General features: G+C 69.8%; 10 protein-coding genes. 7 read left to right on the plus strand and 3 right to left on the minus strand.

Annotated features, from left to right (window positions below; genetic code table 11):
- The first annotated feature begins 34 nt into the window (after positions 1-34).
- The 5 genes from G6N48_RS25540 (at position 35) to G6N48_RS25560 (ending at position 5,181) form a co-directional block, all read left to right on the plus strand.
- Positions 35-1,618, plus strand: coding sequence for a serine hydrolase (locus tag G6N48_RS25540; RefSeq protein ID WP_085270074.1), 1,584 nt, complete (start codon positions 35-37; stop codon positions 1,616-1,618).
- Complete coding sequence (locus G6N48_RS25545; protein WP_085270073.1) at positions 1,615-3,990, plus strand: HAD-IC family P-type ATPase; 2,376 nt, start codon at positions 1,615-1,617, stop codon at positions 3,988-3,990. The genes G6N48_RS25540 and G6N48_RS25545 overlap by 4 nt, the downstream gene beginning before the upstream one ends.
- 68 nt (positions 3,991-4,058) lie before the next feature.
- Positions 4,059-4,247, plus strand: a complete 189-nt coding sequence (locus G6N48_RS25550) for an antitoxin (protein WP_085270072.1) — start codon at positions 4,059-4,061, stop codon at positions 4,245-4,247.
- Positions 4,248-4,251: 4 nt separating this feature from the next.
- Positions 4,252-4,713 carry a type II toxin-antitoxin system Rv0910 family toxin gene (locus G6N48_RS25555; RefSeq protein ID WP_085270071.1) on the plus strand — a complete coding sequence of 154 codons (462 nt, stop codon included), beginning with the start codon at positions 4,252-4,254 and terminating at the stop codon, positions 4,711-4,713.
- Between the two features lie 33 nt (positions 4,714-4,746).
- A complete protein-coding gene (locus G6N48_RS25560; RefSeq protein ID WP_085270070.1) occupies positions 4,747-5,181 on the plus strand; it encodes a hypothetical protein in 435 nt (144 codons plus the stop codon).
- A 4-nt stretch (positions 5,182-5,185) separates the two neighbouring features.
- Here G6N48_RS25560 and G6N48_RS25565 read toward each other — a convergent pair whose 3' ends face one another.
- The 3 genes from G6N48_RS25565 to G6N48_RS25575 are packed head-to-tail and all read right to left on the minus strand — an operon-like array spanning position 5,186 to position 8,435.
- The gene (locus G6N48_RS25565) at positions 5,186-5,674 is read right to left on the minus strand and encodes a VOC family protein (protein ID WP_085270141.1); all 489 of its coding nucleotides are present in this window, start codon (positions 5,672-5,674) and stop codon (positions 5,186-5,188) included.
- A complete protein-coding gene (locus G6N48_RS25570) occupies positions 5,674-7,206 on the minus strand; it encodes a carotenoid oxygenase family protein (protein ID WP_085270069.1) in 1,533 nt (510 codons plus the stop codon). The genes G6N48_RS25565 and G6N48_RS25570 overlap by 1 nt, the downstream gene beginning before the upstream one ends.
- Before the next feature lie 2 nt (positions 7,207-7,208).
- The gene (locus G6N48_RS25575) at positions 7,209-8,435 is read right to left on the minus strand and encodes an acetyl-CoA acetyltransferase (protein WP_085270068.1); all 1,227 of its coding nucleotides are present in this window, start codon (positions 8,433-8,435) and stop codon (positions 7,209-7,211) included.
- 460 nt (positions 8,436-8,895) lie between these two features.
- Between G6N48_RS25575 and G6N48_RS25580 the strand changes: the two genes are divergently transcribed.
- A complete protein-coding gene (locus G6N48_RS25580) occupies positions 8,896-10,395 on the plus strand; it encodes a DUF4185 domain-containing protein (RefSeq protein WP_085270067.1) in 1,500 nt (499 codons plus the stop codon).
- Positions 10,396-10,631: 236 nt separating this feature from the next.
- Positions 10,632-20,315 carry a type I polyketide synthase gene (locus G6N48_RS25585; protein ID WP_085270066.1) on the plus strand — a complete coding sequence of 3,228 codons (9,684 nt, stop codon included), beginning with the start codon at positions 10,632-10,634 and terminating at the stop codon, positions 20,313-20,315.
- Positions 20,316-20,317: the final 2 nt, after the last annotated feature.

The raw sequence follows: 20,317 nt of genomic DNA on the forward strand, positions 1-20,317 counted from the left end.
GCGGCGCGCCTCCTCGCCGCGTTAGGGTTCCGCCATGACGAAACCCGCGGCGTTCGCCGCCGCTGTCGTGCTCCTGCTCGCGCCGACGGGATGCGAGCAAGCCCAACACCTCAGCAGCCCGCCGCCCCCGGCGTTCGCCGGGCCGCCCAACGAGGTGTCGGGAGTGCAGATCCCCGCAGGGCGTGTCGAGGAGGCCGTCGCCAAGATCGACGGCCTGGTCGGCGACCTGATGAAAACCAGCGGCATCCCGGGAATGGCGGTGGCCGTCGTGCACGCAGGAAAGACGCTGTACGCCAAGGGTTTCGGTGTCAGAGACGCAACCAAAGGCGGCGGGCAGGCCAACGCGGTCGACGCCGACACGGTCTTTCAGTTGGCCTCGGTGTCCAAATCGGTCGGCACGACGGTGATCGCGCACGAAGTCACCGAGAAGGCCGTGTCGTGGGATACGCCCGTCGCGTCCCAGCTGCCCTGGTTCGCCCTGAACGACCCCTACGTCACCGGCCACGTGACCATCGCCGATTTGTACTCGCACCACTCCGGGTTGCCCGACCATGCCGGCGACCAGCTCGAAGACCTGGGATACGACCGCCGGCAGACGCTCGAACGGTTGAAGTACCTGCCGCTGAGGCCTTTTCGGGCCAGCTACGCGTACACCAACTTCGGGGTTACCGCGGCCGCGGAGGCGGTGGCCGCGGCCGCGCACAGGTCGTGGGAAGACCTCTCCGACGAGGTGCTCTACCGCCCGCTCGGGATGTCGTCGACGAGTTCGCGATTTTCCGAGTTCATCGCGCGGCCCGACCATGCCGTCAACCACGTGAAGGTGGGCGACGGCTGGCAGCCCCGCTACCAACGTGACCCGGATGCCCAATCGCCCGCGGGTGGGGTCAGTTCGTCGGTCAACGACATGGCGCGCTGGCTGACGACGCTGCTGGGCAACGGGACCTTCGACGGCCGGACCATCTCGTCACCGGAGGCCCTGTTGCCCGCCACCACCGCGCAGGTCGTGTCGACACCGGCGACGACGCCGACGGCGCGGTCGGGCTTCTACGGGTACGGATTCAACGTGTCGGTGACGTCGTCGGGGCGCACCGAGTACAGCCATTCCGGCGCCTTCGCTTTGGGGGCCGCCACGAACTTCGTGGTGATGCCCTCGCAGGACGTGGCCATCATCGCGCTGACCAACGCCGCGCCCATCGGTGTGCCCGAAACCCTGACCGCCGAATTCATGGATCTGGTTCAGTACGGCCAGGTTCGGGAGGATTGGGCGACCGCGTACAAGAACGCCTTCGCGTCGATGAGCGCGCCGGAGGGGGCGCTGGTGGGCAAGCGGCCGCCGGCCGACCCGGTGCCGCCCAAACCCTTCAACGACTACCAAGGCGTGTACGCCAACGACTACTGGGGTCCCGCCGTCGTGAGCACGCGCGGGGGCGCCCTGCAGCTCACGATGGGACCGAAGGGCCAGACCTTCCCCTTGACCCACTGGGACGGTGACACGTTCACCTTCGCGTTGATGGATGAAAACGCACCCCCCGGCACGACTTCCACGGCCACCTTTGCCGGCAACACCCTCAGACTGGAGTACTTCGACTCGGACAAGCTGGGAACGTTCACCCGATGAACGCCGGCCTGAGCGACGCCGAGGTCGCGCAGCGGGTCGCCGACGGCAAGACCAACGCGGTCGCCGGGCGTGCCACGCGCAGCGTGGCCGACATCGTGCGGGCCAACGTGTTCACGCGCATCAATGCCATCCTCGGGGTGCTGCTGCTGATCGTGCTGGCGACGGGCTCGCTGATCAACGGGCTGTTCGGCCTGCTCATCGTCGCCAACAGCGTCATCGGCATGGTCCAGGAGATCCGTGCCAAGCAGACGCTGGACAAGCTGGCGATCGTCGGGCAGGCACGGCCTCTGGTGCGCAGGCGATCCGGAACCCGAGCGTTGGCGCCGGACGAGGTGGTGCTCGACGACATCATCGAGCTGGGCCCCGGCGACCAGATCGTCGTCGACGGCGAAGTGGCCGAAGAGGCGAGCCTGGAAATCGACGAGTCGCTGTTGACCGGCGAGGCCGACCCCATCGGCAAGCGGGTCGGCGACGCGGTGATGTCGGGCAGCTTCGTCGTCGCCGGAAGTGGCGCCTACCGGGCCACCAGGGTCGGGCGAGATGCCTACGCCGCCAAGCTCGCCGACGAGGCCAGCAAGTTCACCCTGGTGAAGTCCGAGCTGCGCAACGGCATCGACAGGATCCTGAAGTTCATCACCTACCTGTTGGTCCCGGCCGGCCTGCTGACCATCTACACCCAGTTGTTCACCACGCACGCCGGATGGCGGCAATCCGTGCTGCGGACCGTCGGCGCGCTGGTCCCGATGGTGCCGGAAGGCCTGGTGCTGCTGACGTCGGTCGCGTTCGCGGTCGGGGTGGTCAGGCTGGGCCAGCGCCGGTGCCTGGTGCAGGAGCTGCCCGCCATCGAGGGGTTGGCGCGGGTCGACGTGGTCTGCGCCGACAAGACGGGCACCCTGACCGAGACCGGCATGCGGGTCGCTCGCGTCGAGGCGCTCGGCCCGGATGCACTGGGGGACAACGTTGCCGATGTGCTGGCCGCACTGGCCGCCGCCGACCCGCGGCCCAACGCCAGCATGCGGGCCATCGCTGAGGCCTATCGCGAGCCGCCGGCCTGGACCGCCACCGCGACCGCGCCGTTCAAGTCGGCCACCAAATGGAGTGGCGTGTCCTTCGGCGACCACGGGGACTGGGTGATCGGGGCCCCCGACGTGCTGCTCGATCCCCGTTCGGCCGCCGCCGAACAAGCCGAACGACTCGGGGGGCTCGGGTTGCGGGTGCTGCTGGTGGGCGCCGCCGACACGACCGTCGACGCGCCGGGCGCACCGGGCAATGTCACGCCCACCGCGTTGGTGCTGCTCGAGCAGAAGGTGCGGCCGGATGCGCGTGAAACAATCGAGTTCTTCGCCGCACAAGGAGTTTCGGTCAAGGTTTTGTCCGGCGACAACGCAGTCTCGGTCGGTGCGGTCGCACGCAGGCTCGGGCTGCAGGGTGACACTATGGACGCGCGTGCGCTGCCGCAGGACCCCGCGGGAGTCGCGGAAGCGCTGGACTCCCACACCACCTTCGGGCGGGTGCGCCCGGACCAGAAGCGTGTCATCGTCAATGCCCTGCAGTCACACGGGCACGCCGTGGCCATGACCGGCGACGGCGTCAACGACGTGCTGGCCCTCAAGGACGCCGATATCGGCGTGGCGATGGGATCCGGCAGCCCCGCTTCGCGCGCGGTGGCGCAGATCGTGTTGTTGGACAACCGATTCGCCACGCTGCCCTATGTCGTCGGCGAGGGACGCCGCGTGATAGGCAACGTCGAGCGCGTCGCCAACCTCTTCCTCACCAAGACCGTCTACTCGGTGCTGCTGGCCCTCTTCGTCGGTATCGAGTGCCTGCTTGCACCGTCGGTTCACGCGGACCCGCTGCTGTACCCGTTCCAACCCATCCACGTCACCATCGCGGCGTGGTTCACCATCGGGATCCCGTCGTTCATTCTGTCGCTGGCACCCAACAACGAACGCGCGCACCCGGGGTTCGTGCGGCGGGTGCTCAGCGTCGCCCTGCCCTGCGGGCTGGTCGTCGGGCTCGCGACTTTCGTCTCCTACCTGCTGGCCTATCACGGCCGCCATGCCACTTTCGCGCAGCAGGAGCAGGCGTCGACGGCGGCGCTCATCACGTTGCTGACGACGGCGCTGTGGGTGCTCGCGGTGGTGGCGCGCCCCTACCAGTGGTGGCGCGTCGCGCTGATCGCGGCGTCGGGGCTGGCCTACGTGGTGATCTTTAACGTGCCGCTGGCTCGTCGGGAGTTCCTGCTGGATCCGTCGGACGCGGCGGTGACCGCGACGGCGCTGGGCACCGGGGTGGCGGGGGCCGCGTTGATCGAGCTCATGTGGTGGGTTCGCGCCCGGATGCTGGGGGTAGAGCCGCGGTTGTGGCGCTGATCGCGGGCATTGGGCGCCGGGGGGTGCCGGCGCGCCAAGTAAGATCCTCGCGGGGAAAGGACGGGCTGATGGGATTCTTGGACAAGGCGAAGGACCTGTTGTCGCAGAACGCCGACAAAGTCGAGATGGCGATCGATAAGGCCGGCGAGTTCGTCGACGACAAGACGCAGGGCAAGTACTCCGACACCATTCACAAGGTGGCCGACGAGGCCAAGAAGGCTGCGGACTCCGCCGCCGCGGGCGACCAGAAGAACTGAGCTCATGGCCAAACTCTCCGGATCGATCGACGTCCCGCTGCCTCCCGAGACCGCGTGGAAGCACGCGTCGGACCTGTCCCGTTTCAAGGAATGGCTGACCATTCACCGCGTGTGGCGCAGCAAGTTGCCCGACGACATCGACAAGGGCACGGTTGTCGAGTCCATCGTCGAGGTGAAGGGCATGTACAACCGGATCAAATGGACCGTGGTGCGCTACAAGCCGCCGGAAGGCATGACGCTCAACGGAGAGGGCGTCGGCGGTGTGAAGGTCAAGCTGATGGCCAAGATTCAGCCCAAGGAACAGGGGTCGGTCGTCGCGTTCGATGTCCACCTGGGCGGTCCGGCGCTGTTCGGACCGATCGGCATGATCGTCGCCGCCGCGCTGCGAAGCGACATCGACGCGTCCCTGCAGAACTTCGTCACGGTGTTCACCAGGCCCGATCCGGCCACGAACGGACACCGCTGACCCCCGCCCCGACGGCCCACTAATGTCGCTTCCATGACTCGCCGGCTGAGCCCTGGTTGGCTGGTCGCCTTCTGCGCCCTCGTCGTTTCGGCCAGCGCGTGGATGCCCTGGCTGACCACCGCGGTCGGCGGCGGAGGCTGGGCAAGTGCCATCGGGGGCACCCACGGCAGCCTGCGGTTGCCGCGGGGGTTCGGGGCGGGCCAGCTGATCGTCTTGTTGTCGGCGGTCCTGCTGGTCCTCGGGGCGATGGTCGGCCGCCGACTGTCAACCAGACTGGCTTCGGTTGCCGCGCTGGTTGTTTCGCTGCTCATCGTCGCCCTCACCGCGTGGTACTACAAGCTCAACGTCAACCCCCCGGTGTCGGCCGAGTACGGCTTCTACGCCGGCGCGGCCGGGGCGGTGTGCGCGGTCGCATGCTCGCTGGTGGCGGTGGTCGTGGCACTCGCCTCGGGCCCGTCGCGCCGCTGAGTCGTCACCTCGAGGGGAACTGGTGTTTGCCGGATGCCCCATCGCCTGGTTCGTTCACGCCGAACACGAAGGGCGCGAACACCACCTCGCGTCCGTCGGGGTCGCGATACGTCACCGCTCCGGTCGCCTCCCAGTACGGGTGCTGCTGAACGGTTTCGGCGCCCGATTCGCGCAGGCGGGCGATAGCCGCCGACATGGCCTGCTCGTCCGGAAAGTACAGGCACAACTGTTCGTGGTGGTCCACCGCAACCGGTTCGGCGGACTCGACGATCTCCAGGGTGAGGTTCCAGCTGGGCAGCCCGAAGATCGCACCGCTGCTGCCGAAGCTGGCCTCGAACGTCTCGTAGAGCGGCAGGCCGACCAGTTCCCGATAGAAACGCACCGTTGCCTCGAAGTTCGACGACCGGCGCGCGAACCAGATGGCGCCGATCGGCGCCAACGGCGGTGGCCAGTGCGTCGTGCGGCGGCGTGAGCTGTGTTCGTCGGCCGCCATCACAGCCCGACGGCGCTCGGTGCCGATTCGGCGGTATGCCAGCGCCGCAACCGTGCGCCCGGCGCCCACGTCGAATGCGTGCCGCTGGAGATGCGCTCCGGCAGTTGAAGTTTGCACACCGGGCCATCGCAGACCCGGGCGGCGTCGAACACCACGCAGTAGGAGGCGTCGGCAGTCATGTCGGTGGTGAGGGTGACCAGGTAGCCGTCGTCCTCGCCGTGGGCGCCGACCCGGGGCGCCATCGCGGTCTCGCTTCCGTAGACGCCGTCGCCGAAGGCGAAGCTCTGTTCGGTGCCGGTGAGCAGGTCGTGTCTGACCAGTCCGTCGAACAGGAACCAGCCGGGCTTGCCGGTGGCGGCGTAGGTGTAGCGGTAGCTGCGCGCCGCGTAATCGGGGTTGATGGTGCCGAACTCCGTGATCGACTCCGAGAGCCGCTCCTCGCGGACCGCGCCGGTCACCAGGTTGAGCCGCCAGCGGTGCAGCCGGGTCTGCAACCGGTCCAGCGCGAGGAAGCGAAAGAGCTTGTCCCACTTCTCCCCGAGGGGCCCCACCGTTCCGCCATTGTCCAGCGGAGAGGGATCGCCTTCGAAGAAGCCGTCGAGCACGATCTCGTCCCCGTCCTCGTAGGCGTTGACGAAGTGCAGCACGAACGTCGGGTCGGCCTCGAACCACCGGATGTCGTCGGTCCCGCCCCGGCGGGGGAGCACCGCGAAGCGCGACGGGATGTCCGGATAGAACCGGGGCAGGTGGACGCCGTGCTCGAGGAGTCCCGGATCCCAGAACAGCGGGAAATCGTTGAGGACGACGTAGTTTTCGGTGAATGCCATATCGTGCGGCAGCCGCGGGCCGGGCAGCGGGACGTCCACGTAGTGCGCCAGCTCGTTGCCGGCGTCCACCACGCCGTAGCGCATGTACGGGTCCTGCTTGCTGTAGTTGAAGAACAGCAATTCGCCGGTTCTGTTGTCCACCTTGGGATGTGCGGACACCCCCCAGTCGGCGGGGAAGCGTCCGTTCCAGGTTTCCTTACCGAGCGTATCGGCCGAGTACGGGTCGATGCGGTACAGGTCGCCGCATTGGTAGAAGCTGGTCAATGCGACGCCCCGGTGCACGATCACGTCGGTGCTCGAGGCGTCCTTCATCAGGGTGCGAGCGCCCCAGCCGTTCTCGCGTCGGGCCAGTTGCACCGGCTCGGCCAGGCCCGGCCACAGGGGTACCCCCGCCTCGTTTTCCGCCAGGAAGCCGTCCGTGCGAATGAACCGATTGCGGTAGAAGGCTTTTCCGTCACGGAAGCCGACCACGTGGAGCATGCCGTCGCCGTCGAACGGGTGGTAGGTCTTCAACGCCGGGTGCAGCGGATTCTCGGTGTTGCGAAGGTATACGCCGTCGAGGTCGCGCGGGATCTCGCCCTCCACGGGGGCCAGATCCCCGGCGTCCCACTCGGTGGTCTGCGGCCGCCACGGCCCGGTGCGGTACGGGTGGTCGTCGTCCTCGGGCAGGGTGGACAGGAACTTGCCGACGATCTCCACGTCCATGGTCACCAACCTCGGGTTGTGCGCACGATGAAACTCACGGTGGTGGCGGTGCTGCCGCCGAAGTTGAGCGTGCCGAAGGCGGTCGCGCCGTCAACCTGATAGTCGCCGGCCGCCCCACTGACCTGTTTGGCCGCGTCGAGCAGCATGCGCACGCCGGACGCTCCGACCGGGTGGCCGCCGCCGATCAGTCCGCCGCTGGGGTTGATCGGCAGTCGGCCGCCGATCTCGATCTCGCCGTTTTCGATCGCCTTCCACGACTCACCCGGTCCGGTCAGGCCGATGTGGTCGATGGCGAGGTACTCGCTGGGGGTGAAGCAATCGTGCACCTCGAAGCCGTCGACGTCGTCGAGCGTGAGCTCGGCGCGGCGCAACGCGTCCAGCACCGCGGCGCGTACGTGCGGAAGGACGTACGGCTGGTCGGCGGCGCGGCGCAGTTTCTGCTGCAGGCCAAGCCCCACGGTGCGGTGTCCCCAGCCGTCGATGCGCGCGATCGGGCGGGTGCCGGGGTGGTCTCGCAGAAAAGCGTCGTTGACCAGGACGAGTCCGGCGCCACCGTCGGTCATCTGGCTGCAGTCGAAGCGCCGCAGCCGCCCCTCCGTGACCGGGTTGGTGCCGTCGTCGTCGGTGATCGGGTCCGGAACGCTCCACCGGCGGGTCTGGGCATTGGGGTTGCGCCGGGCGTTGGCGAAGTTGAGCTGCGCGATGGCCCGCAGGTGCGTGTCGTCCAGGCCGTAGCGCCGGTCGTACTCCCCGGCGACCTCGTCGAACATCGACGGCCACAGGTAGCGCGCGCCCGTCCCCTCATGACCCGTCCATGCCGCCGCGCCGAGGTGTCCGGCGGCGGTGTCACCGGGCACCGTCTTCTCCAGCTCGATCCCGATGACCAGCGCGCTGTCGTAGGCGCCCGACCGCAGATCGGCGGCCGCCGACAGCACCGCCACGCCCCCGGAGGCGCACGCCGCTTCGTGCCGGGTGGCGGGGGTGTCCCAGAGGCCGTCACACACCGTCGCCGGCATCGCGCCGAGGTGCCCTTGGCCGGCGAACAGCTCGCCGAAGGCGTTCGCCACATGGACGACTCCGATGCCGTCGGCCGTCAGGCTGGCCGCGGCGAGCGTGTGCTCGACGATCTCCGCGGTCAGCGCAGCGAAGTCCAGACCCTCTTTGGTGACGTTGCGCGCGAAGTCGCTTTGGTAGCCGCCGAGGATCCATACGCCTGTCGAGCCGTCCACATGCGGCACGGTACTCCTGAGCGAACACCTCGCCCAGGGGATCCGGAAGCTGGTTGTCACGTTTGCTGACCCCGAATGAGGGCGGCCCCGTCGGCTCTCGGGCTGAACCGACGGGACCTAGGCGAGCACGCAGGCCGGCCCACATGCGCGCCTCTCATGCATCATTGCCCTCAGCAGCGGCGCACAAACATGCTCGCGCAACGTCGCAACCGACCTCACCGGTCGGTGCTGACCTGGCGACACAAGATTTGCCCAGCTCAGGGCGCGCTCAGCCGCAACGGCGCCCTGGGCGGGCACGCCTCGATCCGTGCGGGCCGCGGGCAGAACCACTGCGTTGCGACCCGGTCTCGGATGGATACCTTTTCGCAGATCACTGGTCACACGTGACCCGTGGATCACTATCGTCACATGAGCTAGCTGCGAATCTCAGGTTGCGACGGCCTGTCTCGAAAGGTGTTACATGTCGGCGATTCTTCGAAGTGTGTCGCTCTCGATGGCATCGGCGGCCGCTGTCGGGCTCGTCCTTGCGATCGGGCCGGCACCGACGGCGAACGCCACCCCGTGCGGGGCACCCGAAGCGAACGTGGACCCTCCGGCGGTGACGCCCGCCATTCCCGCACCTCAGCCGGTCGTCCAACCGCCCACCGGGCGCAGGCCCACTCACACCAACGACTCGGCGCCGCTGCCCAAGCTCGGCCCGCTGATCTCGTCCTTCCTCAAGCCCACCCCGGGGCAGCGCTACGCCGCCCCGATCCAGCCCCAGGCCGGGGTGGCACCGCCCAACCCCAATCCGCCCGCCCCGGGGTTGCCCCAACAGCCGAACGCCACCCAAATGCAGCCCAACGCGGCGCCGGTGCATCCCCAGCCGGCGCCGAAGCCGGCGCCGGACGCCGCACCCGCGCCTCCCGTCTCGATCGCGGGCGCCCCGACGTCGCTGGTCGACTGGGTGACCGGACCGAACGGCCCGAACAGGACCCTGCAGCGTTTCGGCATCTCGGGGACCGACCTCGGGATCGTCTGGGACAACGGCGATCCGAGTAACCACCAAGCGCTGATGGCCTTCGGTGACACGTTCGGCTACTGCAAGGTCCACGGCCAGGAATGGCGTTACAACGTCTTGTTCCGCAGTTCGGACCACGACCTGTCGCACGGCATCCACATCGCCGACGGCGTGCCCAACAACCCCTACTCCGGGTCACCGGTGTGGTCGAACGGCCTGTCCAAGCAGGTCGTCAACACCATCCACAAGGCGACGCACGAGACGGGCATCATCCCGACGGCGGCGATGTCCCTCGGCAGAACCCAGTACATGAGCTACATGTCGATCCGGCAGTGGGGTCGGGACGGCGAATGGTCGACCAACTACTCGGCGATCGCCCGGTCCAACGACAACGGCCAGAACTGGGGGATCTTTCCCACCAGCATCCGCACGGCTTCGCCCGATGCCATCCCGGGTGCCGGCTTCACGCCCGGAAACGAGAATTTCCAGATGGGCGCGTTCATGAAGGGCAACGACGGCTACATCTACCAGTTCGGGACCCCGTCGGGGCGCGGTGGCGCGGCTTTCCTGTCACGGGTTCAGCCGGGCCAGTTGCCCGACGTCACGAAGTATCAATACTGGAACGGCGACGGAGAGGGGCGCTGGGTCCCGAGCAATCCGGGGGCGGCCACGCCGATCTTCCCCGGCCCCGTGGGCGAGATGTCGGCGCAGTACAACGACTACCTCAAGCAGTACCTGGTGCTCTACACCAACGGTGGCAGCAACGACGTCGTCGCAAGGACCGCGCCGAGCCCGCAGGGGCCGTGGAGCCCGGAACAGCCGCTGGTGTCGTCGTTCTCGATGCCGGGCGGGATCTACGCGCCGATGATCCACCCGTGGTCGTCGGGGCGGGATCTGTACTTCAACTTGTCGCTGTGGTCGGCATACGACGTGATGCTGATGCATACCGAGCTCCCCTAGGCCGCCGGGTCGGCCCCGGCGGGCGTGTCGTTTCGGCTCGCACGTCTCCGGCGTCGCGGTAAACGGCGCGATCGCCATTGCGCACGAACGGCATTCGCGGCGCGGGCCGACGGCCGCGACGGCCGTCCGCGACTCCCGGCGCTGCCGACCGCGAGCAAAGCGCCGGCCGGCGGCAGATTGGCCTGAGCTGCCGGTTCCGCCGACGCCCGGAGTGTTCATGGGTATCGTCAAGCGCTGTGTTCGAGTCTTCGATTCCCGCCGTGTTGCGGGAGCGCGCCAGCCTGCAGCCCAGCGAGGTGGCGTTCACCTACGTCGATTACGAACACGACTGGGCGGGCGTCGCCGAGACGCTGACCTGGTCGCAGCTGTATCGGCGCACGTCGAACCTGGCGCGGGAGCTCGAAGCCCTCGGGTCGACGGGTGACCGCGCCGTCATCCTGGCGCCGCAAGGACTCGAGTACGTCGTCGCGTTTCTCGGCGCACTGCAGGCCGGCCAGATTGCGGTGCCGCTGTCGATGCCACTCGGCGGCGCCAGCGACGAGCGGGTCAGCGCCGTCCTGAACGACGCGTCGCCCTCGTCCATCCTGACGACATCACCCGTGGCCGGCGACATTGCCGGGTACATCAAGGCCGGGCCGGGAGCTGCCGCGCCATCGGTCATCGAGGTCGACCTGCTGGACCTGGACTCCGACCACGCGGCCCCCGCCGAGGGCTACGGGACCACCGACATTGCGCACCTGCAGTACACCTCGGGGTCCACCCGCACGCCCGCGGGAGTCATGGTGTCCCACCGCAACATTCAGGTCAATTGCGAGCAGATCATGGCCGCCTACTACCCGGACGCGGTCGCTCCGCAGGACACCACCGTGGTGTCGTGGCTGCCGCTCTTTCACGACATGGGCTTGATCTTCGGCATCGCCTTCCCGGTGCTGGGGGGTTTTCGCACCGTACTGACCAGCCCGCCGGCCTTCCTGCAGCGACCGGCGCGGTGGATACAGATGCTGGCCGGCAACCCGCACACGTTCTCGGCGGGACCGAATGTCGCTTTCGAGTTGGCGGCGCGCAAGACGTCGGACGACGACATGGCGGGGCTCGACCTCGGGGGGGTGCGCAACATCCTCAACGGTGCCGAGCGCGTGAACCCCCCCACCCTGCGGCGCTTCGCCGAGCGGTTCGCCCGCTTCAACCTGCGTCCCGAGGTACTGAGGGCGTCCTACGGGCTCGCAGAAGCGACGTTGTACGTGGCGACCCTGGACACCGGCAAACCACCGCTCACCGTCGCCTTCGAGCCCGAGAAACTGACCGCCGGACAGGCGGTCCGGTCCGCGACCGCGGACGGCCCGCCGCTGGTCAGCTACGGCATGCCGCAGTCGCCCACGGTGCGCATCGTCGACCCCGAGACCGGCGTCGAGTGCCCGACGGGGACGGTCGGGGAGATTTGGGTGCACGGCGACAACGTCTGCGCCGGCTATTGGCAAAGGCCTGACGACACCCAACGCACCTTCGGCGCAACGCTTGTCGGCGCGTCGGGCGACGCGCCGGAGGCGCCCTGGCTGCGGACCGGAGACCTGGGCTTCTTCTCCGAGTGTGAGATGTTCATCGTCGGCCGCATCAAGGACCTCCTGATCGTCTACGGGCGCAACCACGCGCCCGACGACATCGAGGCGACAATCCAGGAAATCACCGCGGGCCGGGTCGTGGCGATCGCGGTTCCCGACGACGAGGGCGTCGAACAGCTGGTCACCATCGTCGAACTCAAGCCGGTTGGCGACTCCGAAGAGGCGGTGGGGCAGAAGCTGACCGCGGCCAGGCGGGAGATCACCGCGGCGATATCGAGGTCGCACGGCCTGAGCGTGTCGGATCTCGTTCTGGTGCCGCCTCATTCGATACCGCTCACTACGAGCGGCAAGGTCAGGCGCCGAGATTGCTTGCAGCGGTACCTGCACGGGGAGTTCACCCGCCTGGACGCGCTGGCCCGGCCGCCCAAGCGGCGCACGGCAACTGATGTCACCGACGCCGCTGCGGGCGGCGCGGGTCTGGCCCAGCGCCTGCGCACGCTGCAGCAGCAGCAACACGACCTGCTGCTCGAGACGGTGTGCTCGCAGGCGGCAACGGTACTGGGCCACGACGCCGACGAGATCGACCCCGAGTCCGCGTTCCGCGAACTAGGGTTCGACTCGGTGAAAGCCACCGAGCTGCTCGACAGGCTCAAAACGATCACCGAGTTGGCACTCTCGCCGACCCTGGCCTTCGACCACCCCACGCCGGTCGCGCTGGCCACCCACCTGAGTCAGCTGCTGAGCGGATCGGTCGCGGCGGCTCCGCCGGCGGAGGCGCGGGTGGCGTCCGACGAGCCGGTGGCCGTCGTGGGGATGGCGTGCCGCTTTCCCGGGGGGGTCGATTCGGCTGCGGCGCTGTGGGATCTCGTGTCGGGTGGCGTCGACGCGGTCGGCGCATTCCCCGCCGACCGCGGCTGGGACCTGGCGAATCTGTTCGATCCCGATCCCGACGCCGTCGGCAAGACCTACACCCGCGCCGGGGGGTTCCTGGCGGAGGCGGCCGAGTTCGACGCCGACTTCTTCGGGATCTCCGCGCGGGAGGCCCAGACGATGGATCCCCAGCAACGGTTGCTGCTGGAGGTGTGCTGGGAAGCGTTGGAAACAGCCCGCATCGATCCGGCCGCATTGGCCCGCTCGGAGACAGGGGTGTTCGTCGGCGCCTGGTCGCAGTCCTACGGCGGCGGCGGTTCCGACGGTGTCGAGGGGTACGCCCTGACCGGTCTGTCCACCAGCGTGGCCTCGGGGCGTGTCGCCTACGCGCTGGGTTTGCAGGGCCCCGCCATCACCGTGGACACCGCATGCTCGTCGTCGTTGGTGGCCACGCACCTGGCATGTCAGTCGCTGCGCAACGGCGAGTCGGTTCTCGCCCTGGCCGGCGGTGTGACGGTGATGACCACACCGTCGGTGTTCACCGAGTTCGCCCGGCAACGCGGGCTGGCCGCCGACGGTCGCTGTAAAGCCTTCTCCGCCAACGCCGATGGCACCGGCTGGGGTGAAGGCGCCGCGGTGCTGGTGCTGGAGCGGCTCAGCGACGCGCAGCGCAACAACCACCCCGTGCTCGCGGTCATCGCGGGGTCGGCGATCAACCAGGACGGCGCCTCCAACGGTCTGACCGCCCCCAACGGGCCCGCCCAGCAACGCGTCATCGCCCAGGCCGTGGCCAACGCCGGCATCGCATTCGACCAGGTCGACGTCGTCGAGGCGCACGGCACCGGCACCACTCTGGGCGACCCGATCGAAGCCGGCGCCCTGATCGCCACCTATGGGGCCGCGCGCACCGCCGAGCAGCCCCTATGGCTGGGATCGATCAAATCCAACATCGGTCACACCCAGGCCGCCGCCGGCGCCGCCGGGATCATCAAAATGGTTGCGGCGCTTGGGCACGACAGCCTGCCCCCCACGCTGAACGTCGACCGGCCCAGCCCGCACATCGACTGGTCGACCGGCACCGTTCGCCTGCTCACCGAGGCGGTGCCCTGGCCGGCCACCGAGCATCCGCGCACCGCCGCGGTGTCGTCGTTCGGGATCAGCGGCACCAACGCGCACCTGATCCTGCGGCAGCCGCCCACCCCGCCGCCGGACGCCACCCCGCCGGCGGCGGCCGATGTCGGGCCGCGGATGTGGCCGGTGTCGGCGTTCACCCCCGCGGCGCTGGCGGCGCAGGCCGACCGACTGCACCGCCACCTGGTCAGCCACCCCGACCTCGACCTCACCGACGTGGCCTACAGCCTGGGCGCCACCCGCACGCATCACTCCCATCGCGCAGTGATCACCGCATCGGCGGCCACCGCCGATCAACGCGAAGAACTGCTGGACGCCCTCGATGCGCTGCGCGCCGGCCGGCCGCACCCGCAGCTGACCCGACACCACCATCTCGCCCACCTGCGCGGCAAAACGGTGTTCGTCCTGCCCGGGCAGGGCGGCCAGCATCCCGGCATGGGCACCGAGCTCTACGAACACCACCCGGCCTTCGCCGACATGGTCGACCGCTGCGACCAGGCGTTGCGCCCCTTCACCGGCTGGTCGGTGCGCGACGTGCTGTGCGCAGCCGAGGGGGCCCCGCCGCTGGATCGAGTCGACGTCGTCCAGCCGGCGCTGTTCACGATGATGGTGTCACTCGCAGAGGTGCTGGGCCGCAACGGCATTGTCCCCGACGCGGTGATCGGCCACTCGCAGGGAGAGATCGCCGCGGCCTACATCGCCGGGGCGCTTTCGCTGCCCGAGGCCGCCAAGGTGGTGGCACTGCGCAGTCAGGCGTTGAGCTCGCTGCGCGGCGCCGGCGGCATGGCGTCGGTCCTGCTGAGCGCCGACGAACTGCGCCCCCGCCTGCAACCGTGGGGTGAGGCGTTGAGCATCTCGGCGATCAACGGGCCGACGCACACCATCGTCAGCGGCCGGCCGGCCGCACTGGACGAGTTCATCGCGGCGTGCGAACGTGACGGCGTCCACGTCCGGGCCATCGCGGTCGATTACGCCTCGCATTCGGCCCAGGTCGAGCCCCTGCGGGAGAAGCTGCTGGCCGAGCTTGCCGACCTGACTCCGGCGCCTGCCCGCATCCCGCTGTATTCCACGGTGGGAGAAGCGCTTTCGGCCGGGCCCCTCGACGCCACCACCATGGACGCCGACTACTGGTACCGCAACCTGCGCGAGCCGGTCCGGTTCCACGACCGCGTCACCGAAGTCTTGGCGGCCGGGGAGCGCATCTTCGTGGAACTGGCCCCGCACCCGGTGCTGGCCCCGGGCATCACCGACACCCTGGCCCAGGCCGCGGGACGGATCCAGTCCGCGGTGATCCCCACCTTGCACCGGGACCGGCCCGACCGCGACGGCCTGGCCATCGCGCTGGCCGAGCTGCACAACCACGGCCACAGCCCGTCGTGGCCGGCCCTTTATCCCCACGCCCGCACCGTCGCGCTGCCCACCTATCCCTTCGAGCACCGCCGCTACTGGCTGGCCCCCGCGCCGGCCGGCGACGCCACCGGACTCGGCCTGGACCCCGCCGAACATCCCCTGCTGGGGGCGGTGGCCGCGCTGGCGGACCAGGACCAGGTCATGGCCAGCGGGCGGCTGTCGGCGAGCACCCAGGCCTGGCTTGCCGGCCATCGGGTCAACGACACCGTCGTGTTCCCGGCGACCGGGTTCATCGAGGTGATCCTGCGGGCCGGTGAGCTGACCGGTTGCCCGGCGATCAGCGAACTCGTCCTGCACACGGCCCTGGTCCTGCCGGAACAGGTGCCGGCCGACCTGCAGGTGCTGGTGCAACCGTCCGACGAGCACGGCCGGCGCCCGTTCAGTGTGCACTCGCGCCCCGCCGGCCAGCACGGCGCCGAGTGGACGTTGCATGCCAGCGGCGAGCTCGGCGCCCACCAGGCCGCCGCCCGACCCGCGCCCGCGCCGGTGCCGGATGTGCAGGCCGTGGACCAGGAAGACTTCTACGACCTGCTGGCCAAGAAGGGGTACCACTACAGCGGTCTATTCCGGTCCCTGCGCGGTGTCGGCACCGACCCCGCCCGTCCCGAGGCGGTCTACGCCGAGGTCGCGTTGCCCGCCGGCGCGGACGTCGCGGGCTACGGAATCCACCCCGCCCTGCTCGACGCCGCCCTGCACCCGCTGGCGTCCGTGCTGGACCCGGCCGGGGACACCGAAACGCTCCGGCTCCCGTACACGTTCAGCGGGGTCGCCCTGTACGCCACGGCGGCCACCAAGCTGCACGTTCACTTGACCCGCACCGGCGAGGACACCTACGCGCTGCACGCGGCCGACCCCACCGGCGCCCCGGTGATCACCATCGACGCGTTGACCCTGCGCGCGGTCTCGGACCAGATCGGCCGGCCGGTCCCCGCGGCGTCCCAGAGCCTGTTCGAGCTGACCTGGCCGCCCATGCCGGAGCAGCCCGGCCCGTCGGCGAGCCGGCCCCAGGCGTGGGCGGTATGCGCCGAGTCGCCCGAGGACCTGCCGGCCGGCCTCGCCGGCGGCACCATTTACGCCGAGCTGGCCACCCTGGCCCCCTGTCCGGACGTGGTGATCTGGTCGCTGCCCCGGCCCGAAAGCGCTGTCGCGGAAGAGGATCCGGTGCGACGAGCGCACGGCCTCACCCGGCGCGTGCTGGCCGGGCTGCAGAGCTGGCTGGCCCGGCCCGACACGGCCGACGCCCGCCTGCTGATCGTCACGCGCGGCGCCGTCAGCGTCAGCCCCTACGACTGCGTCCCCGATCTGGCGCACGCCGCGGCCTGGGCGCTGCTCCACACCGCCCAGAACGAGCATCCCGACCGGATCACTCTGGTCGACACCGATGCCTTCGCCACCGCCGACCACCTGCTCGCCATCGCCGCCGCGGGGGCGGCCGGCGAGCCCGAAATGGCCCTGCGCAACGGCGTCGTGCACCTGCCCCGCCTGGCCCGCGCCCCGATCCTGACGCCGCCGGAATCCTCCGCGTGGCAGCTGGGCAGCACCGGGGGAGGCGACCTGGCCCACCTGGGCCTGCTGCCCACCGAACCCCCGAACACGCTGTCCGCCGGGCAGATTCGCGTCCAGGTGCGGGCCGCCGGACTGAACTTCCGCGATGTGGTCGTCGCGCTCGGCGCCATCTCCGATGAGGGGATGGGCAGCGAAGCCGCCGGGGTCGTTCTCGACGTCGGCCCCGGCGAGACGAGGCTGCGTCGCGGCGACGCGGTGATGGGCCTCTTCCCGCACAACGCGTTCGCGCCGACCGCGATCACCGATGAGCGCATGGTGGTGCCCCTGCCCGCCGGGTGGACGTTCACCCAGGCCGCGTCCGTGCCGATCGCCTACCTGACCGCCTACATCGCTCTGGTCGAGATCGCGGGGCTGTCGGCCGGGCAGCGCGTGCTCGTCCACGCCGGTGCCGGGGGCGTGGGTCAGGCCGCCATCGCGATCGCCCGCCACCTCGGCGCGGAGGTCTTCGCCACCGCACACCCCACCAAGCATCGCGTGCTCGAAGGCCTGGGGGTCGATCCAGCGCACATCGCCTCTTCGCGCACACTGCAATTCGCCGACACGTTTCGCGACGCCACCAACGGGCAGGGGATGGACGTCGTACTCAACAGCCTCAGCGGGGAATTCGTCGACGCGTCGTTGCGACTGCTGCCCCGCGGCGGCAGCTTCGTCGAGATCGGCAAGACCGACATCCGCCGGGCCGGTGACATCGCGGCCGCCCACCCCGGAGTCGACTACCAGGCCTACGACCTGGCCAGCGCGCCGGCCGAATCGCTGCGGCCGGCCTGGGCCGCCCTGACGCCCCTGTTCGACGCCGGGGTCCTCGAGCCGCTGCCGACCACCAGCTATGGACTACTGGACGCCACCCAGGCATTCCGTGACATGAGCCAGGCCCGCCACACCGGGAAGATCGTCCTCATCCCACCCGCGGTGCTCGATCCCGACGGCACGGTGTTGATCACCGGCGGCACCGGCATGCTGGGCACGATCTTCGCCGAATATCTCGTCACCCACCACGGCGTCGAGCACCTGCTGCTGTTGTCGCGCACGGGGCCCGGCGCCGCTGGGGCCGTCGAACTGCGTGAACGTCTGGCCCGCCTGGGCGCCCACGTCGAGATCGAAGCCTGCGACACCAGCGACCCGGCCGCGCTCGCGTCGGCACTCGACACGATCCCCGACGACCACCCGCTGACCGCCGTGCTCCACGCCACCGGCGTCCTGGATGACGCCGTGGTGACCGATTTGAGCCCCGGACAACTCGACGCCGTCCTGGCCGCCAAAGCCGACGCCGCCTGGCATCTGCACCGGCTCACCGCCGACCGCGACCTGGCCGCGTTCGTCCTGTTCTCCTCGGCGGCCGCAACGTTGGGCAGCCCGGGGCAGGCCAACTACGCCGCCGCCAACGCGTTCCTCGACGCGCTGGCACGCCTGCGCCATCGCGCCCAGCTCCCGGCCACGAGCATCGCCTGGGGTTACTGGCAAACCCCCACCGGGATGACCGCGCACCTCAACACTGCCGACCTGACCCGCCTGACCAGCACGGGCCTGACCCCCATCGCCAGCGAGCACGGTCTGGCCCTGTTCGACGCGGCGCTCGGCAGTCAGCGGCCTGACCTGCTGGCCAGCCCGGTCAATATCGGCGCGCTGACCCGCCGCGCGCGCACCAACACGCTGGACCCGATCCTGTCCGCCCTGGTCACCAGCCGCCGTCAGGCCGCCACCGGCAGTCCCCGGACCCTGGCCGCGACCTTGGCCACCCAAACGCCGCACCAGCGGCTGGACACCCTGACGGCGATGGTCACCGCCACCACCGCCGCCGTGCTGGCCCATCCCGACCCGGCCGCGCTCGACGCCGATCGTCCTTTCAAAGACCTCGGCATCGACTCACTGACGGCCCTGGAACTGCGCAACACTCTCAACCAGCACACCGGACTGGTCCTGCCGGCGACCCTGGCATTCGACCACCCCAGCCCCACCGAGCTGGCCGCGTACCTGGCCGGCCTGCTGACCGAAGCCGGCACGCCCGGGGCCCCGCCGACCGCGGCCGGCGCGCGCGCCGAGCGGGCGGTGGACAACCGGCTCGCCTACCTGGACCAAGCGGCTTTCCTCGCGCTGCGCGCGGTTCACGGCGCCCTGATCCAGGTCACCTGGATCTATGACCGCGCCGTCGACATGGACGGACTGCGGCGATTCCACCGCAACCTGGGCGGCGGGTTGCTGGGACGCAGGATCGAACGGTCGCCGTTGCCGTTCGCGCGTGACCGCTGGGTCACGGCGCCGGCGTCGGAGGACATCGCCGTCGCCCCGGCGCCGCGGCGGCGCGACGAGGTGACCGCGTGGGCGGACGAGCGCGCTCGGCTGCCGATCGACCCGGAGTGGGGCCCTGGCTGGCATCTCGGGGTGCTCCCGCTTCAGGACGGCGGGACCGCGGTCAGTTTGGTGGCTTCGCACACGATCGTCGACGCGATCGCCCTCGGGCAGGCGATTGCCGACGCCGCCGAGGGCAGGACGCGCGACCTCGGATACCCACCCGCGGGATCGCGCACCCGAAAGTCGGCGCTGCGCGAGGACTTGCGGCAGACGCTCAAGGAGATGCCCGACATCGCGCGGGCGATGGGTGCCGTGGTGCGGCGGGCCCGTCGCGACCGCGCCGAGCTCCGGTCGTCGATTACCGCGGCGCCCTCCTCACCGCGGACGACCCGCGCCGACGAGGTCGTGCAGGTGCCCGCCTTGACCGCGTCCATCGACCTGGCGGAGTGGGACGCGCGCGCCAAGAGCCTTGGCGCGAGCAGCAATTCGCTGGTCGCGGGGGTGGCGTCGCGGCTCGCGGTACGGCTCGGACGGGTCGGTGACGACGGCACGGTGACGCTGCGATTCATGGTCACACTGCGCACCGAAGGCGATACCCGCGGCAACGCGCTCACGAGCATCGACATCCCCGTCGACCCGACGCACGCCACGACGGACCTCAGCGAGACGCACGTCAAGATCACCCAGGCGACCCTCGCGGCGATGGAGAACCCCGACGACGAGTTCCTCGCCCCGCTGCCCTTGGCCCCGCTCACGCCCGTGCGGGTGGCCAGACGGCTGGCGGGGATGGCAGCCGGCGGCAGCACCCTGCCGGTCACCTGCTCCAATGTCGGTGACCTGTCCCCGTCGGCGAACCGTCCCGACGGCACCGATGCCGACTACGCGTACCTGAGATTGATCGAGCCGGACGCCAAGAGGAGCACGATCGAGGCGATGGGTGGCCAGCTGTTCCTGGGTTCGGGCCGCGGCCGGGGGAAGATGTCCATCAGAATCTCCGCGTACCTGCTCGACAGGCCGAACACCGTAGCGGACCTGCGCGACGCCGTGTCGCGGACCTTTGCCGAATTCGACCTGGTTGCCGATATCGACGGCTGAAC

Source organism: Mycobacterium parmense, assembly GCF_010730575.1.
In the GTDB taxonomy this organism is placed as follows: domain Bacteria; phylum Actinomycetota; class Actinomycetes; order Mycobacteriales; family Mycobacteriaceae; genus Mycobacterium; species Mycobacterium parmense.

Bases quoted from the DNA above. Each gene is read 5' to 3' on its own strand.
- G6N48_RS25580 (WP_085270067.1), top strand. From the start codon at position 8,896: ATGTCGGCGATTCTTCGAAGTGTGTCGCTCTCGATGGCATCGGCGGCC.
- G6N48_RS25545 (WP_085270073.1), top strand. From the start codon at position 1,615: ATGAACGCCGGCCTGAGCGACGCCGAGGTCGCGCAGCGGGTCGCCGAC.
- G6N48_RS25565 (WP_085270141.1), bottom strand. From the start codon at position 5,674: ATGGCGGCCGACGAACACAGCTCACGCCGCCGCACGACGCACTGGCCA.
- G6N48_RS25550 (WP_085270072.1), top strand. From the start codon at position 4,059: ATGGGATTCTTGGACAAGGCGAAGGACCTGTTGTCGCAGAACGCCGAC.
- G6N48_RS25555 (WP_085270071.1), top strand. From the start codon at position 4,252: ATGGCCAAACTCTCCGGATCGATCGACGTCCCGCTGCCTCCCGAGACC.
- G6N48_RS25540 (WP_085270074.1), top strand. From the start codon at position 35: ATGACGAAACCCGCGGCGTTCGCCGCCGCTGTCGTGCTCCTGCTCGCG.
- G6N48_RS25570 (WP_085270069.1), bottom strand. From the start codon at position 7,206: ATGGACGTGGAGATCGTCGGCAAGTTCCTGTCCACCCTGCCCGAGGAC.
- G6N48_RS25560 (WP_085270070.1), top strand. From the start codon at position 4,747: ATGACTCGCCGGCTGAGCCCTGGTTGGCTGGTCGCCTTCTGCGCCCTC.